At 67.3% G+C, this 15,827-nt stretch carries 12 protein-coding genes; 4 read left to right on the top strand and 8 right to left on the bottom strand.

Annotated elements, in window-relative coordinates:
* The 3 genes from J7528_RS05115 to J7528_RS05105 form a co-directional block, all read right to left on the bottom strand.
* The coding region (locus tag J7528_RS05115; RefSeq protein WP_291871853.1) for a HAMP domain-containing protein at window positions 1-1,993 on the bottom strand (1,993 nt) is incomplete at its 3' end.
* A gap of 150 nt (window positions 1,994-2,143) precedes the next feature.
* Entirely contained in the window at window positions 2,144-3,757 is a 1,614-nt protein-coding gene (locus tag J7528_RS05110; RefSeq protein ID WP_291871852.1) for a serine hydrolase, read from the bottom strand.
* Between the two features lie 207 nt (window positions 3,758-3,964).
* Window positions 3,965-5,647: an acyl-CoA dehydrogenase family protein gene (locus tag J7528_RS05105; protein WP_291871851.1), complete on the bottom strand. Its 1,683-nt coding sequence runs from the start codon at window positions 5,645-5,647 to the stop codon at window positions 3,965-3,967.
* A 106-nt stretch (window positions 5,648-5,753) separates the two neighbouring features.
* Between J7528_RS05105 and J7528_RS05100 the strand changes: the two genes are divergently transcribed.
* On the top strand, window positions 5,754-6,380 hold the full coding sequence (locus tag J7528_RS05100; protein WP_291871850.1) for a glutathione S-transferase: 627 nt from the start codon (window positions 5,754-5,756) through the stop codon (window positions 6,378-6,380).
* 303 nt (window positions 6,381-6,683) lie between these two features.
* Window positions 6,684-7,241, top strand: a complete 558-nt coding sequence (locus J7528_RS05095; RefSeq protein ID WP_291871849.1) for an SH3 domain-containing protein — start codon at window positions 6,684-6,686, stop codon at window positions 7,239-7,241.
* A gap of 181 nt (window positions 7,242-7,422) precedes the next feature.
* Here J7528_RS05095 and J7528_RS05090 read toward each other — a convergent pair whose 3' ends face one another.
* From J7528_RS05090 to J7528_RS05075, 4 genes are all read right to left on the bottom strand, one after another.
* The gene (locus J7528_RS05090) at window positions 7,423-8,070 is read right to left on the bottom strand and encodes a hypothetical protein (RefSeq protein WP_291871848.1); all 648 of its coding nucleotides are present in this window, start codon (window positions 8,068-8,070) and stop codon (window positions 7,423-7,425) included.
* Between the two features lie 69 nt (window positions 8,071-8,139).
* A complete protein-coding gene (locus tag J7528_RS05085) occupies window positions 8,140-8,661 on the bottom strand; it encodes a CPBP family glutamic-type intramembrane protease (protein WP_291871847.1) in 522 nt (173 codons plus the stop codon).
* A 181-nt stretch (window positions 8,662-8,842) separates the two neighbouring features.
* Window positions 8,843-9,910 (bottom strand): aromatic ring-hydroxylating dioxygenase subunit alpha, encoded by a 1,068-nt coding sequence (locus J7528_RS05080; protein WP_291871866.1) that lies wholly within the window; start codon window positions 9,908-9,910, stop codon window positions 8,843-8,845.
* 225 nt (window positions 9,911-10,135) lie between these two features.
* Complete coding sequence (locus J7528_RS05075; RefSeq protein WP_291871846.1) at window positions 10,136-11,614, bottom strand: M20 family peptidase; 1,479 nt, start codon at window positions 11,612-11,614, stop codon at window positions 10,136-10,138.
* A 324-nt stretch (window positions 11,615-11,938) separates the two neighbouring features.
* On the opposite strand from J7528_RS05075, the gene J7528_RS05070 reads away from it, so the two are divergent.
* Window positions 11,939-12,238: a hypothetical protein gene (locus tag J7528_RS05070; RefSeq protein ID WP_291871845.1), complete on the top strand. Its 300-nt coding sequence runs from the start codon at window positions 11,939-11,941 to the stop codon at window positions 12,236-12,238.
* 16 nt (window positions 12,239-12,254) lie between these two features.
* On the opposite strand, the gene J7528_RS05065 is transcribed toward J7528_RS05070, so the two are convergent.
* On the bottom strand, window positions 12,255-12,482 hold the full coding sequence (locus J7528_RS05065; protein WP_291871844.1) for a hypothetical protein: 228 nt from the start codon (window positions 12,480-12,482) through the stop codon (window positions 12,255-12,257).
* Window positions 12,483-12,824: 342 nt separating this feature from the next.
* On the opposite strand from J7528_RS05065, the gene J7528_RS05060 reads away from it, so the two are divergent.
* Window positions 12,825-15,803: a TonB-dependent receptor gene (locus tag J7528_RS05060; protein WP_291871843.1), complete on the top strand. Its 2,979-nt coding sequence runs from the start codon at window positions 12,825-12,827 to the stop codon at window positions 15,801-15,803.
* The last annotated feature ends 24 nt before the right edge of the window (window positions 15,804-15,827 follow it).

The following is a 15,827-nucleotide window of genomic DNA, read 5'->3' as shown; positions in this document are numbered from 1 at the left end:
CCTGGCCGGTCAGGTTGCCGGCCATCAGGTTGACGTTGTCGGTCAGCTCCTTCCAGGTGCCGGCCACGCCCTTCACCTGGGCCTGACCGCCCAGCTTGCCTTCGGTGCCGACCTCGCGGGCCACGCGGGTCACTTCCGAGGCGAAGGCGTTCAGCTGGTCGACCATGATGTTGATGGTCGACTTCAGCTCCAGGATCTCGCCCTTCACGTCGACGGTGATCTTCTTGGAGAGGTCGCCATTGGCCACGGCGGTGGTGACGTCGGCGATGTTGCGGACCTGGCCGGTCAGGTTGGCGGCCATGAAGTTGACGTTGTCGGTCAGGTCCTTCCAGGCGCCGGTGACGCCCTTGACCTGGGCCTGGCCGCCCAACTTGCCTTCCGTACCCACTTCGCGGGCCACGCGGGTGACTTCCGAGCTGAACGAGTTGAGCTGGTCCACCATGGTGTTGATGGTGTTCTTCAGCTCCAGGATCTCGCCCTTCACATCGACGGTGATCTTCTTGGAGAGGTCGCCCATGGCGACGGCGGTGGTGACCTCGGCGATGTTCCGCACCTGGCCGGTCAGGTTGCCGGCCATCAGGTTGACGTTGTCGGTCAGCTCCTTCCACGTGCCGCCGACCCCGGTGACGTTGGCCTGGCCGCCCAGCTTGCCTTCCGTACCCACTTCGCGGGCCACGCGGGTCACTTCCGAGGCGAAGGCGTTCAGCTGATCGACCATGACGTTGATGGTCGACTTCAGCTCCAGGATCTCGCCCTTCACGTCGACGGTGATCTTCTTGGAGAGGTCGCCATTGGCGACGGCGGTGGTCACCTCGGCGATGTTGCGCACCTGACCCGTCAGGTTGGCGGCCATGAAGTTGACGTTGTCGGTCAGGTCCTTCCAGGCGCCGGTCACGCCCTCGACTCGCGCCTGGCCGCCCAGCTTGCCTTCGGTGCCGACTTCGCGGGCCACGCGGGTCACTTCGCTGGCGAAGGCGTTCAGCTGGTCCACCATGACGTTGATGGTGTCCTTCAGCTCCAGGATTTCCCCGCGCACGTCGACGGTGATCTTCTTGGAGAGGTCGCCGCGGGCCACGGCGGTGGTGACCTCGGCGATGTTGCGGACCTGGCCGGTCAGGTTGCCGGCCATGAGGTTGACGTTGTCGGTCAGTTCCTTCCAGGCGCCGGTGACGCCCTTGACCTGGGCCTGGCCGCCCAGCTTGCCTTCCGTACCCACTTCGCGGGCCACGCGGGTGACTTCCGAGGCGAAGCTGTTGAGCTGGTCCACCATGGTGTTGATGGTGTTCTTCAGCTCCAGCACCTCGCCCTTCACGTCGACGGTGATCTTGCGGCTGAGGTCGCCGTTGGCGACGGCGGTGGTCACTTCGGCGATGTTGCGGACCTGGCCGGTCAGGTTGCCGGCCATCAGGTTGACGTTGTCGGTGAGGTCTTTCCAGGCGCCGGTGACGCCCTTGACCTGGGCCTGGCCGCCCAGCTTGCCCTCGGTGCCAACTTCACGGGCCACGCGGGTGACTTCCGAGGCGAAGCTGCCCAGCTGCCCCACCATGGTGTTGACGACCTTGCCGGTGCGCAGGAACTCGCCGCGCAGGGGGCGGTCCTCGTTCTCCAGGTCCATGGTCTGGGAGAGGTCGCCATTGGCGACGGCGCCGATCACCCGGGCCATTTCGGCGGTCGGGTGCACCATGTCGGTGATCAGGCTGTTGACGTTCTCGACGCTCTCGGCCCAGGCGCCGACCGCGCCCGGCAGCTGGGCGCGCTGGTTGATCTTGCCCTGGCGGCCCACGACGTCGCGCAGGCGCTCGAACTCCTTGGAGATCCGGTCGTTCAGGTCGACAGCGTCGTTGAAGGCCTCGGCCAGCTCGCCGTCCAGGCCCGACAGGTCGGTCGGCAGGCGGACCGAGAAGTCGCCGCGGCGGAACGCGCGCAGCGCCGCCAGCAGCTGATGGCCGTCGAGCTCGCGGCCGCTGGCGGACCGCTCCAAAACGCCTTGCATTTCCATGCACCCCCACGTGCGTTGACTGACGTTTTGGGGGTGAGGGGCGGCAGTCGAACCTTGACCGTACCGCCTAGAGCAAACCCACCCCCAAACTAATCCGACAACGCGGCTGTTGGGGGTGAGTTCCGAAGCTTTGCAATTTGACCGTCAGCTGACCTTCGACAGGCGCAGGTCCTGGTAGTCGTAGCTGAAGTCGGCCAGGGGCGAGACCGCCTTGACCAGGGCCGAAACCACCTTGCCGTCCTTGAGGTCGAAGGTGATGAAGGCGTCCTCCTGGGTGCGGTCGTCAAAGGTGGTCTTGAACATCTCGCCGTCGAACGGATCCAGCTTGCCGCGCAGGGCCGGGGTCTTGTCGAACGAGACGTGCAGGCCCTGCTTCTTGCCCTTGCCCGTCAGGCTGATGGTCACCGTACCGTACCAAGGATCACGATAGACGCCGGCATAGGACGCCAGCGGCAGGCTGGGCTTGGCCCCACCCGGCGTGGCGGTGGTGGTGGCGCGGGCGGCGTCCTTGATCGTGTCGGCTTCCGACTGGGCCTGGACGCGCTTGGACGAGGCGATCCAGTCGAAGTCGCCGCGCCCTTGCAGCCGGTCGGGCCCGCCATAGCGCAGGGTGCGCAGGACCGGGGCCTCCTCGGCATTGGTCATGATCATGATGCCCGACTTCCGGCCCGGCAGCAGGCCGGTGTACGAGATGAAGCCTGCGAGGCCCCCGGTGTGCCACAGCAGGCGCTCGCCGCGATGGTCCTGGACGAACCAGCCCAGGCCATAGGCCTGCATCGTGGGGCGCACCGGGTTCTCGTCGCTGGGGCCGTCGGCCCAGGCGGTGATGGTCTGGGGCTTCCACATCTCCTTGGCCGAGGGCTCGCCCCACAGGCGCTTGCCGCCGGGCGTCATGCCCAAGCCCAGCTGGACCAGCATCCACTGGCCGATGTCCCTGGGCGTGGTGTTGACCCCGCCGGCGGGCGCGGCCGAGGCGAAGCTGTTGTCGAAGGGCAGGACCGTCTGCGGGCCCAGGCCCCGGACCGGCGGACCCAGGCGCGCGTGCGGCGCGGCCCGGCGGCTCTTGTCGACCAGGGACGGGCTGGAGACGGTGCTGGTCATGGCCAGGGGATCGAAGATCCGGGCCTTGATCACCGCTTCCCACGACTGGCCGGTGACCGCCTCGATCACCGCCCCGGCGGCGACGTAGAGGACGTTGTCATAGGCATAGCCGCCCCGGAACTGGCCGCCGATCGGCAGGTACTTCAGCCCCGCCACGATGTCGGCGCGGGTGTGGGTCGGGTCGGGCCAGATCATCAGGTCGCCGGCGCCCAGCGACAGGCCGCTGCGGTGGACCAGCAGATCGCGGACGGTCATCAGCTTGGTGACCACCGGGTCGCTCATCTGGAAGTTCGGCAGGTGCTTGGTCACCGGATCGTCCCAGGCCAGCTTGCCGTCCTCGACCAGCATGGCGATCAGGGCGGCGGTCATGGCCTTGGTGTTGGAGGCGATGCCGAAGATGGTGTTCTCGTCGCAGCGATCCGGCTGGCCTAGCGTCTTGACGCCATAACCCTTGGCCAGGGTGATCTTGCCCTTCTCGACGACGGTGATCCCCAGGCCGGGCTGGTCGGGGAAGGCGGCCATGACCTCCTGCGCCAGCTTGTCGACGGCGGCGGCGACCGAGCCGGTCTCCTGCGCGAAGGCCTTGCTGCCGAACGCCGCGAGGCCGCCCGTGGCGAGAGCCGAGACGAGGGCGGAGCGGCGGGTCGTGGCAAGCATGGGCGGTCCTTACAGTGAAGGTCGCGAGGCTATTCCGATGCTCAAGGGCGCGGCAAGGCGCAATTATCATCCCTCTCTCATAGAGAGAGGGAGGGGCCCATTGCGCAGCAATGGGAGGGTGAGAGGTTACGACGTCAACCGGAGTGCCGGCACGCCGTCGAGCCTCGTAACCTCTCACCCCAACCCTCTCTCTAAGAGAGAGGGAGCTTAGTTGGCGCCATCCAAGAGTCTGCGCGCGATCACCTGCGCCTGAATCTCCCCCGCGCCCTCGAAAATGTTGAGGATCCGCGCATCGGCCAGCAGGCGGCTGGCCGCATACTCCATCGCGAACCCATTCCCGCCGTGGATCTGCAAGGCGTTGTCCGCCGCCGCCCAGGCCACCCGCGCCGCGATCAACTTGGCCATCCCGGCCTCCAGGTCGCAGCGCTTGCTCTCGTCCTTCTGGCGGGCGGCGTAGTAGGTCAGCTGGCGCACGCCCATGATCTCGGCGGCCATCATGGCCAGCTTGTTGGCGACGCGGGGGAACTCGAAGATCGCCTGGCCGAACTGCTGCCGGTCCAGGGCGTAGGCCAGGCCCGTCTCCAGCGCCGCCTGGGCCACGCCGACGGCGCGGGCGGCGGTCTGGATGCGGGCGCTCTCGAAGGTGGCCATCAGCTGCTTGAAGCCCTGGCCGGGGACGCCGCCCAGCAGGTTCTCGGCGGGCACGGCAAAGCCGTCGAAGCCCAGTTCGAACTCCTTCATGCCGCGATAGCCGATCACCCCGATCTCGCCGCCGCTCATGCCGTCGGCCGGGAAGTCTTCGCCCTCCACGCCGCGCGGCTTGGGAGCCAGCAGCATGGAGAGGCCGCGATAGTCGGTCGTCGCCGGATCGGTGCGGACCAGCAGGGTCATGACGTCGGCGCGGGCGGCGTGGGTGATCCAGGTCTTGTTCCCGGTCACCACATAGTGGTCGCCCTTCAGCTCGGCGCGGGTGCGCAAGGACCCCAGGTCAGAGCCGGTATTGGGCTCGGTGAAGACGGCCGTCGGCAGGATCTCGGCGCTGGCGATCTTCGGCAGCCAGTATTGCTTCTGGGCGTCGGTGCCGCCGGTCAGGATCAGCTCGCCGGCGATCTCCGAGCGGGTGGCCAGCGAGCCGACGCCGATCCAGGCGCGGGAGAGTTCTTCCGACACCACGCACATGGCCGTCTTGCCCATGCCGCTGCCGCCGTATTCCTCCGGGATGGTCAGGCCGAAGACGCCCAGGGCGCCCAGCTCCTCGACCAGCTCGATCGGGATCAGCTGGTCCTTCAGGTGCCACTCGTGGGCGTTAGGTGTGACCTTCTCCTCGGCGAAGGCGTGGAACTGGTCGCGGATCATCTCGAAGGTCTCGTCGAGACCGGTCTGCTCCAGGGTGGGCTTGCCGCGCGCCTCGGACAGATGCTTGGCGACGCGGGTCTTCACGGCCTGGGTCCCGCCCTCGACCATCAGCTTCATCAGGCCGTTGGAATAGAGCCGGTTCAGCACCGCGCGGTCTTCGACCAGGTGCGCGGGCCGGACGATCTCGCCCTGGTTCATCGGCACGCCGCCGACCAGTTGGGCGCAGTATTCGGAGAACAAGAGCTGGGCCAGCAGGGCCTCGACCTCGCCGAACTTGCCCTCGTCCTGCAGGCGCTCGGCCCAGCCGGCGACCTGGTTCAGCAGCTCGGCATAGGCCGCGTACCAGCCATAGCCGTGGACCCGGTGCTGGTGCACGTCGGCCAGCTTGCGGTCGACCTTGCCGTTCTCGCCGGAGATATGGGCCAGCACCTGCGGCTTGGCCTCGGCCACGAACAGACCGGCGGCGTCGGCCGCCTCGCGCAGCAGGCCGGTCAGGCCGGGCAGGACCAGGGTCTCACTTGCCGTATGCGTCATGCTTGCTCCCCAGCCTCGAACAGGCGTTTTCTTTCACCCTCGCGCTTTTCGCACGTGCGAGCAATGCCGCGCCGCAGCATGCGGTTCACAATCAGGGGAGAGAAACATGCTGACGGTCCACCACCTCAACGAGTCGCGCTCGCAGCGGATCCTGTGGCTGCTGGAGGAGCTGAACGTCCCCTACGAGATCGTCTTCCACACCCGCGATCCCAAGACCCGCCTGGCCCCGCCGTCGCTGCTGGCCGTGCATCCGCTGGGCAAGTCGCCGGTGATCACGGATGGCGACCTGACCGTCATCGAGTCCGGCGCGATCATCGACTACGTGATCCGCCGCCATGGCGAAGGCCGCCTGGCGCCCGATCCGGCCAGCGCCGACTACGACCGCTACCAGCAGTGGCTGCACTATGCCGAGGGCTCGGCCATGCTGCCGCTGATGCTCAACATGTATGTCGGCCGCCTGGGCGAGGCCGGCGCGCCGCTGCACCCGCGCATCCAGAGCGAGATCGCCAACCACCTGGCGTTCGTGAACGACCACCTGGCAGGGCGGGAGTATTTCGTCGGCGAGACCCTGACCGGCGCCGACATCCAGATGAGCTTCGTGCCCGAGGTGGCGAAAGCCATGGGCAAGCTGGCCGACTATCCGCACATGGCCGCCTGGATTGGGCGCATGCACGCCCGCCCGGCCTGGAAGACGGCGCTGGAGAAGAGCGGGCCTTACGCGCTGGGGGCTTGAAGCCCACCCCATACCCATCCCCGTATCCCCGGCGAAAGCCGGGGCCCAGATTCAGCCTGAGCGTCTTGGGATGACGCGCCCTTGGCCCCGCCAAACTAACGGGCGCCCTGGGTTCGATCTGGGTCCCGGCTTTCGCCGGGAAGACGGGTTTTGGGTTGGGCGCAAAGCCGCTCCCCCAAACTTTTTTCAACATGAACGAAATCTGCTGAACGGGTTCCCGCAACCGTTCAGCTTCGCCCTGTCATGGTCTGTCTCACGGGGTTGCTGACCCCGGAAACTTTCAAGGGACGAAGGAATACGACCATGACCAAGACCAACTCGATCAAGACCATCACCCTGACCCTGGGCGCCGCCGCCGCGGCCCTGTCGATGGCCGCCGCGCCGCAAGCCAATGCCGGCGTCGTCGGCTGCAAGGCCTCGGGCTCCAAGCAGGAAGTCGGCGCCGTCCTGGGCGGTCTGCTGGGCGGCCTGGCCGGCAACAAGATCGCCGGCAAGGGCGATCGCGGCACGGGCACGGCCATCGGCGCCGTGGTCGGCGCGGGCGCCGGTTCGGCGGTCGGCTGCAACATGCAAAAGAGCGAGGCGGCCAAGGACGTCGGCGGCATCTACAAGTCGGGCGGCTATCGCTACGCCCAGACCGTCGAGGCCGCTCCCCTGGTCAAGATGGACAAGAAGTACGTCACCCGCTCGACCGTGAACCTGCGGGCCGAAGCCTCCACCCGGGGCGAGCGCCTGGGTTCGGTCAGCTCGGGCTCGACCTTCCAGGCCCTGGGCCGCACCGGTGACGGCAAGTGGATCCTGGTCGGCCAGAACGGCGTCGGCGTCGGCTACGTCTCCAGCGCCTACGTCTACCGCGCCTAAGCGGGAGTCTTAGCTTTCGAGGGTGACGGGCGCCGAAACCGGCTTCCACTTTCGGCTGTCACCCTCGTCGAGCTTTCGGAGCGCGTCCGCTCCGTCCCTCTGGCCGCGCTCCGAGAAGAGAGCCCGCTCGGTCCACCCCCTAGGACCGGGCGGGCTTTTTCGTGCCTGCTAACCTGGCGCGCTAATTCGGGGCCTTGGCGAAGGCCAGGTTCAGGATCTGTCCGGACACGCCCCAGCTGCCGCCATGCTGCACGCTGGCCAGCCGGTTCTCCCGGGCGTCGAAGACCTCCAGCGTCGTGTGGCCTCCGCCGATGATCGTGCCCATCCGATGGATGGAGCGGGGCTCGACCGCCAGGCATGGGTTGGCGACCAGGGCGTCCATCCTGGCGCTATCGTCCGCGGGTAGGGTCCATGCGACCTTGGTGACGGTCGGGCGGGGCGGCTCGCCGTTCGGGCCGCGGATCGGAATTTCGGAGGTTCGCACGCCCTCGCCGCGCCACAGGCCGTCGGCCCCGCGCACGATCGCGAAGCTGCCGTGGACGATCTCAAGATGGCCGCCGGCCCAATACACCATCAGGCGCTGGCCGCTTTCGGGCGGCGGCGGGGCCTCGGTCTTGGCGCGCAGCGCCCTGTGCTCCTCCAGGGCCGGACGCGGCGTCCGCCACGAGTCGGGCAGCGCCAGGTCGGCCGCGTCGAAGGCGGGACAGCCGTGCTTCTTGGCGACCTTCTTGTAGCGGGCCAGTTCCTGCTTGGGCGTCAGCGGCTTGGGCGCGGCCAGGGCCGGCGCGGCGACGAGGAGGCTCAGGGCCAGGCAGAGGACGCGTCGCATGGAAACTCTTCCAAAGGTTTAGCGGCGCACTCTGGCGTGGAGCGACGGGGGTATCAACCCGCCCAAGCTCTACTGCCCCAGCGCGCTGACCCCGCCCAGCCAGGTCTGCCAGACCACCACCAGCGCCCAGTGCAGGATCACGGCCGGCCAGATCGAGCCGGTGACCCGCTTGGTGATCGCGCAGCCCAGGCCCAGCACCGCGCAGCACAGCAGGAAGTCGGGCCGCAGGAAGATCCCGGCGGCGGACTTCAGGAAGGTCACGGCCTCGAACACGTGCCAGGCGGTGTAGAGGGCGGTGGAGACGGCGATCTCCAGCCTGGGGCGCGCGCTTTCGTTGGGGCCGGGGGTCAGCAGGCCGCGGAACGGGATCTCCTCGCCCAGGGCGGGGATGAAGAACACCACCAGCATCCGCAGCGGCAGGCCGGGCTCGGTCGGCTGGAGGCGGTAGAGCCCGGTGACGAAGCCGATGACTAGCATCAGGGCGAGGGTGGCGGCGGAGACGGCGGCGCACAGCAGCCAGCCGCGCGGGGTGGGCAGGGTGCGCAGGCTGGTGAGGAGGCGGTGGCGGTAGACGTTCAAGCTCAGCGCCATTCCCCTCACTCCGTCTCCCCGGCGAAAGCCGGGGCCCAGATCGAACCCGTTGACGATGGAGAGGTACACGAGGCCGTGGGCGCGATCACCCCAAAGGCTCAGGCTGTATCTGGGCCCCGGCTTTCGCCGGGGAAACGGGAGTGGGAGTGGGAGTGGGAGTGGGGGTGGTTGGGGCTACCCCCTAAGTCCGCCACCGCAGCGTCTGGTCCCGCACCGGGTTCACGAACGCCCGCCCCTCGCGCTGGCTGTTGTTCCATTCGCGCTTGCACTGGTGGTACCAGCGCGCCTGCTGATCGGCGTCGCCCACCCACATCAGGGGCGGGTTGCACTGCAGGCCCGGCGTCTGGGCCGCGACGATCTTGCCGTCCTGGCGCAGGAAGGCGCGGGCGGCCATGCGGATGATCGGATAGAAGGCCGTGAAGGCCCAGTGATCCGACCACATGATCTGATTCATCCGGGTCTTGGTCGCGTTGATCGGCGTCATGGCCGACAGGGCCAGCACCTGCTTTTCCCCCACCGTCACATGCTCCCAGCGCAGGCCCGGCAGGCGGAAGGTGATCTCGGTCAGGGGCTCGCCGCCCAGGATGGCGTAGGCCTTGGAGTTCTTGGACGGCTCGTGCCGCACCATGGTGAAGCCGGCCTCCGAGGCGCGGAAGGTCTTCTTCTTCTCGTGCTGGCTGGTCTTGGTCCGCCACCACCACTGCTGGTGCACGTAAGGTCCGTGGGCCGGGTCGATCAGGCCCAGCACCGCGTGGTCGATGTGGATGTCGTAGTCCAGGTGGTCGACCAGCTTGGGCTTGCCGCCCACCACGCCGGGGATGGTCGGCGGCGGTTCCGGCGGCGCGCCGTCGAAGCGCGGGTTCGAGCTCATCCAGATCCACACCAGGCCCTGGGCCTCGACGGTCGGATACTTGCGCACCCGCACCTTGGAAATGTCGAAGTCGCTGTCGCCGGTCAGCGACGGGATCGACTTGCAGGCCCCGTCGGGGCCGAAGCGCCAGCCGTGATAGGGGCACTCGATGGTGTCGGTGCCATCGGCCTCGCGGTGGACGCGGCCGGCCGACAGGGCGGCGGCGCGGTGGGGGCAGATGTCGCGGATGGCGTAGACCTCGCCCTTGCGCGTGCGGCCCAGCAGGATCGGTTCGCCGAGGTACTCGCGCTTCTCGGCCTTGCCGGGTTTGATGTCCGGCGACAGGCAGGCGACGTACCAGGCGTCCCAGACGAAGCCCTCGCCGAACTTGTCGGTCATGGGTTTCGTGGCCGGCTTGGCGGACTTCAGCAGCGGGGCGTCGTCGGCGGGCATGGTGCGCTTCTTAGCGGTTGGGATAACGCTGTAACGTGAGGCGCAGTGTCACACGCGTGTGCGACAGCCGTATTCAGGCTCGAGAAATCGACAGCCAAAGTTGTGGGCGGATTACCTCCGCCAAGTCCCCCGACCGTGTTCCCCCGAACACGCCCCTTCCTGAGGAAGACGTCACCGCGACGCGGCGGTCTCCACCAGGCGCTGATAGAAGCGCACCATTCGCTCGACATTGTCCAGACTGATGTGCTCGTCGGTGCCGTGGATGATCTTGGTTTCCTCGACCTTCAGCACCAGCGGCTGGAAGCGGTACACGTCGCTGGCGACCCCGCCCATGTAGCGGCTGTCGGTGCCGGCGGTGACCAGGCCCGGCACGACGGGGGCGCGGCTCTCGTCGCCCGCCAGGACCGCGAGGGTCTTCCAGGCGTCCGAGCTGGTCGACGAGACGGCCGAGGGCTCGTCCGGCGTCTTGCTCCAGGCCAGCTGGACCGGCAGCTTGCCCACCGCGTCCTTGGCCCGCGCCATCACCGTGGCCGAGCTGTCGCCGGGCGCGATGCGGTAGTTGATCCAGGCGGTGGCGTCCTGCGGCAGGACGTTCTCCTTTGGAGATCCTTTGATCATGGTCGGCGCGATGGTGGTGTGCAGCATGGCCGCCCCCGCCGGGGTCTTGGCCGTGACCTTCACCAAGAGCGGCGAGAACAGCCAGGTGTTGGCGGCGAAGATCTTCACCTCGGGCTTGGCGTGCGGGGCGATGGCGCCCAGCATGTCGGCGCCAGGGCCCTGGAACTTCATTGGGAATTGGTGGTCGTTGATCGCCGCCACCGCCTTGGACAGGGCGACCACGCCGCCGCCGTCGGCCGGCGGGGCCGAGCTGTGGCCGCCCACGGCCGGGGCGGTGACCTTCAGGGTCGCGTAGCCCTTCTCGGCCGTGCCGATGATGGCGGCGGGCTTACCCGTGACGGGATGGTCGGCGACCACGGCCATGCCTTCGTCCAGCACGAACTGGGCCTTGATGTTGCGCGACCTCAAGAGGGCCGCGGCGGCGCGGGCGCCCACGCCGCGCACCTCCTCGTCATGGCCGCTGACGATGATCACGGTGCGCACCGGCTTGAAGCCGCTGGCCGCCACGCCTTCCAGCGCCTCGAACAGGGTGACCAGCGAGCCCTTGTCGTCGATCGCGCCCCGGCCCCAGACCGCGCCGTCGGCGATGACGCCGTCGAACGGCGGGTGGCTCCATTGGCCTTCGCTGCCTGGGGTGACCGGCACCACGTCCTGGTGGGCCATCAGCACGATCGGGGGCAGGGCGGGGTTGGAGCCGGTCCAGGTGTAGACCAGGGTGTGGTCGGCCACGACCTCGCGGGTCATGACCTTGTGGGCCAGAGGGTAGGTCGCCTGCAGCCAGGCGTGCAGCTTGTCCCACTCGGCCGGCTGGTCGTCGGCGCGGTCCTGGTGGCTGATGGTCTGGAAGCGCACCGCTTCGGCGAGGTGGCCGGCGGCCTTGTTCACATCGACGGGACGCGCCGAGGCCAGCTTGACGCTGGCCGGATCGACCACGGCGGGGGCCTTGAACGTGGCGGTGCGCACGGCGACCACGGCCGTCACGGCCAGAACCAGACCCACGGCCGTCAGCGCGACCTTACCCCCGACACCCATGGCCAACTCCCCGAACATTTGTTGGGGAGACTGTGCTTTGGATTTCGATACGCGACAATCTCGTTATTGCGGAAAGTTATCCACAGGGTGCGAGGTGGAGATGCTCCCCCGCGATGCGGGGGAGCTGTCGCGGAGCGACTGAGGGGGCCAGTGCTGCCTAAGCCGAGCTAGCCCTCTCCGGCCCTCTGGGCCACCTCCCCTGCATCGCGGGGGAGGATCTCTCAATCCCCGTACTTTTCTGCCTCACCCTGAAATAATTCAAAGCCTTATAGGAAAACGCACGTTTCTTATCCCCGCCGCGCCGGGCGGCCGCAAGCTGAGGGCATGACAAAGACCTCCGCGGAAACCTGGTGCGAAGACACCCAAGCCAAGCTGATGGCGATGCTGGACGCCGTCTGGGCCTCGATCGAGGCCAGCGACGACCCCGTCCTGATCCGCAAGGCCCGTGAAAAGGCCAGGGTTTGCGGCGTCATGGCCGCCACCGCCCGCAAGATCGCGGCGATGGTCCCGGCCAGGAAGCCGGCGGCGGGCCCGCTCCCGGCTTTCGCCGAGACGCCGGAACCGCCGCCGCATAAGCCCCGCGCCCTGGACCGCCTCAAGGGCGGCCGGCGCGGGCGCCTATAACGGGGCTAGGTGTGATTTAGGCCACGAACACGAACTGGACGCCGCCCGGGCCGCCGTGCTGGGCGATGATGCTCAGCTGCTCGGTGGTCAGGCCGTCGGTGTGGAAGACGCGCATCGAAGCGCCGTTGCACAGCGCGTCGGCGGCCTTCACCAGCTCTTCGTAGGTGTAGTCGTTGGCGCTGAGGTCGAAGCCGCCGCCATACGTGGCGATCAGGACCAGGTCGGCCAGGGTTCTCTTCGGCATGTTCAAATCCCCCTATCGCCCCACAGTGGGCGTGAGCGGGAAGATGCCAGCCGAAGTTGAGTTTTTGGTAAAGCCGCGCTTAGGCACATTTCGGATCCGGGCGCGACTTTGAGCGCTGTTTCGGCTCAGTTGGAAAGAGGCATAGAGATATAAGAGTCGCGACGAGCGAAAAACCGCTACAGGTTTTTGAAGTAAAAAACCGCTTATCGCGCTGTCGCTGTTCTTTCATATATCCGACAAGAAAATCGAGAGTCGCGACGATATCGCCCCGCCTCACGCGGCATCCGGAGGGAGATGCCGCGAAGTGTTTCCTATCCGACGCGGATAGTGAGGGGGATTATCGTGACCATCAGGAAATTGGCGCTGGCCAGCGCCTTCATCGCACCGCTTTGGATTGCGCCGACCGCGATGGCGCAACAGGCGAGCGCCGCCCCGGACGACACCTCGGTCGAGAGCGTCGTCGTCACCGGCTCGCGCATCGCCCGTCCTGAGCTGGAGTCGGCCATGCCGATCTCGGTGACGACCATGGAGCAGGCCAAGGAATTCGCCCGCGTCACCGTCTATGACGCCCTGATGCAGAACCCGGCCATGGGCCCGGGCCTGGGCGAGGCCAGCTCGCTGGGCCAGGAGTACGACGCCGGCGTCGCCAACATCAATCTGCGCAACATGGGCAACAACCGCTCGCTGGTGCTGGTCGACGGCCATCGCTGGGTGTCGGGCGGCGCGCGCACCTCGGCGGTCGACGTCAACACCATCCCGACGGCCCTGATCGACCGCTTCGAAGTGGTCACGGGCGGGGCGGCGGCCGTCTACGGCGCCGACGCGGTGACCGGCGCGGTCAACGTGGTGATGAAGAAGCAGATGAAGGGGATCCACTTCAGCGCCACGACCGGGATCTCGTCGCATACCGACGCGCGCCAGTCGGACGCCACCCTGGCCACCGGCTTCGACTTCGCGCAGGGCAAGGGCCATGTCGTGGTGGGCGGCAACGTCTCGACCACCGACAAGCTGCGCAGCACCGAGCGCTGGATCAACCGCGACGTCTACAGCGCCAACCCGGCCAATACGGGTCCGAACGACGGCATTCCCGACCGGCTGCTCTATCGCGACTATCGTGTCATGTACCGCTCGATCGTGCCGACCTGGTGCATGTACGGCGGCAAGAACCCGTGCGGGAACAACAACGGCCAGTGGTATCAGTATGTCGACGGCAAGGTCGTGGCCGTGCCGCAGAGCAGCTACGGCATCGTCACCAACGGCGAGACCGGCGGCCAGAACGGCGGTCCCGGCCTGAACGGCAACGAGAACCACTTCATCCGCAACGGCTCCAACCGCCAGTCGGTCTATTCGAACGTCAACTATGCGTTCAGCGACGACCTGGAATGGAACGGCACGGTCAGCTTCACGCGCAGCACCACGCGCGGCGCCGGCGAGTTCCCCGAGTACCGGACCGACGCGCGCACCGGCAAGATCTGGTGGGGCAATAACGGCGTCGCCAACACCGGCGAGATCGCCACCCTGACCAATCCGTTCCTGCCGGCCGCCATGCGCGACTACATGCTGGCCAACGGCCTGACGTCGCTCGGCCTGGACCGCAGCTACAACAACCTGCCCCAGACGATGGAGCACCACGATCGCCGCAACTTCCTGCTGGGGTCGGAGGTCACGGGCAAGCTGACCAGCAAGCTCAGCTGGAACGCCTTCGTCCGCTACGGCCAGGTCGATGACGACTGGACCACCACCAACATGGTCGGCCGCGACCAGTGGCTGTTCGCGCGCGACAGCATCAAGGACGCCAGCGGCAATATCGTCTGCCGTGACGCCAGCGCCCGCGCCGCCGGCTGCAAGCCGCTGGACTTCTTCACCACCGAGAAGCTGCCGCAGGACGTGATCGACTATCTGATGTTCGATCGCTTCGAGAAGACGCGCAATTCGATGCTGAACATCGGCGCCAGTGTCGACGGCGAGCTGTTCAACCTGCCCGCCGGCGCGGTGAAGGCCTCGGTCGGCGTCGAGTGGCGCCAGGAAAAGCTGAACACCTGGGACGATCCGGACACCGCCAAGCTGTCGACCATCGTCTTCACGCCGGGCAACGATTTCGCCCTGCACCCCGACTTCCACCAGCAGCGCAAGACGGCGGAAGCCTTCGCCGAAGTGGTCGTGCCGGTGCTGGCCGACCTGCCGTTCGCCCACCGCCTGCAGGTGGAAGGCGCCTATCGCTACTCGGACTACAGCGACAACGACGCCACCGACACCTGGAAGGGCGGCCTGACCTGGTCGCCGGTGCGCGACCTGACCTTCCGCGGGACCAAGTCGCACTCGATCCGCGTGCCCAATTTCGGCGAGCTGTACACGCCGATCAGCTTCTCCAGCTACGGCAAGATCGATGACCCGTGCTCCAGCGCCTACATCACGCTGAAGCCCAACCGCGCCGCCAACTGCGCCGCCACCCTGCCGGGCGTGAAGTTCCCGGTGCCATATCCGAACCTGAACGTGCCGATCGTCTATAGCGGCGGCAATCCGGACCTGGAGCCGGAGACCTCGAACTCGCTGACCTACGGCGTCGTGTTCCAGCCGCGCTGGCTGCGCAACTTCGACATGACCGTCGACTACTGGGATATCAAGGTCGACAACGTCATCACCTCGCTGGCCTACACCACGCTGATGAACAACTGCGTGGACGCCGCCGGCGGTCCGGACATGGCCTACTGCAAGTACGTGATCCGCAACCCGGCCGGGACGCGCGACACCGACGGCACGCTGATCGAGGGCTCGGTCAAGGAAGTCCGCACCCAGTTCGCCAACCTGGCCGGCCAGCGCGTGCGCGGCATCGACCTGTCGGCGCGCTATCGCCACGAAGTCGGTCCGGGCATGCTGCGCCTGAACCTGTCGGCCACCAAGCTGCTGGAACAGACGACCATCTCGGAAAAGGGCAAGGCCGGCATCGACAACGCCGGCCAGTGGAACTACCCGCGCTACCGCGCGACCCTGACCACCAGCTACGAGGTCGGCAAGTTCACCGTCGGGATGAACAACCGCTTCGTCAGCAAGAGCAAGTACGCGGTCAATTCGACCGACGAGTACAACGAGTTCCCGGACGTGAAGGCCTTCCTCTACAAGGACGTCAACATCACCTGGCACGTGCGCGAGAACCTGGACGTCGGCCTGGGCGTCAAGAACCTGGACGACTACGGCGTGCCGCCGGCGATCCAGGACACGGCGATCTCGCCGCACGGCGCGGGCGACGGCCGCAACATCGGTCCGGCCTATTACGACGCGATCGGCCGCTACTTCTTCTTGAAGCTCGACGCGAAGTTCTAACAGCGGGGGCGGGGTCGCTTGCGG

This window comes from Caulobacter sp. (assembly GCF_017744445.1).
Lineage (GTDB): Bacteria > Pseudomonadota > Alphaproteobacteria > Caulobacterales > Caulobacteraceae > Caulobacter.
Note: the sequence above shows the minus strand (reverse complement) of the source record. Positions and strands in the feature narration are given on the sequence as shown.

Excerpts from the sequence above, each read along its gene's own strand:
- J7528_RS05065 (WP_291871844.1), bottom strand. The coding sequence starts at position 12,482 with ATGCCGAAGAGAACCCTGGCCGACCTGGTCCTGATCGCCACGTATGGC.
- J7528_RS05105 (WP_291871851.1), bottom strand. The coding sequence starts at position 5,647 with ATGACGCATACGGCAAGTGAGACCCTGGTCCTGCCCGGCCTGACCGGC.
- J7528_RS05070 (WP_291871845.1), top strand. The coding sequence starts at position 11,939 with ATGACAAAGACCTCCGCGGAAACCTGGTGCGAAGACACCCAAGCCAAG.
- J7528_RS05100 (WP_291871850.1), top strand. The coding sequence starts at position 5,754 with ATGCTGACGGTCCACCACCTCAACGAGTCGCGCTCGCAGCGGATCCTG.
- J7528_RS05085 (WP_291871847.1), bottom strand. The coding sequence starts at position 8,661 with ATGGCGCTGAGCTTGAACGTCTACCGCCACCGCCTCCTCACCAGCCTG.
- J7528_RS05090 (WP_291871848.1), bottom strand. The coding sequence starts at position 8,070 with ATGCGACGCGTCCTCTGCCTGGCCCTGAGCCTCCTCGTCGCCGCGCCG.
- J7528_RS05080 (WP_291871866.1), bottom strand. The coding sequence starts at position 9,910 with ATGACCGACAAGTTCGGCGAGGGCTTCGTCTGGGACGCCTGGTACGTC.
- J7528_RS05095 (WP_291871849.1), top strand. The coding sequence starts at position 6,684 with ATGACCAAGACCAACTCGATCAAGACCATCACCCTGACCCTGGGCGCC.
- J7528_RS05110 (WP_291871852.1), bottom strand. The coding sequence starts at position 3,757 with ATGCTTGCCACGACCCGCCGCTCCGCCCTCGTCTCGGCTCTCGCCACG.
- J7528_RS05075 (WP_291871846.1), bottom strand. The coding sequence starts at position 11,614 with ATGGGTGTCGGGGGTAAGGTCGCGCTGACGGCCGTGGGTCTGGTTCTG.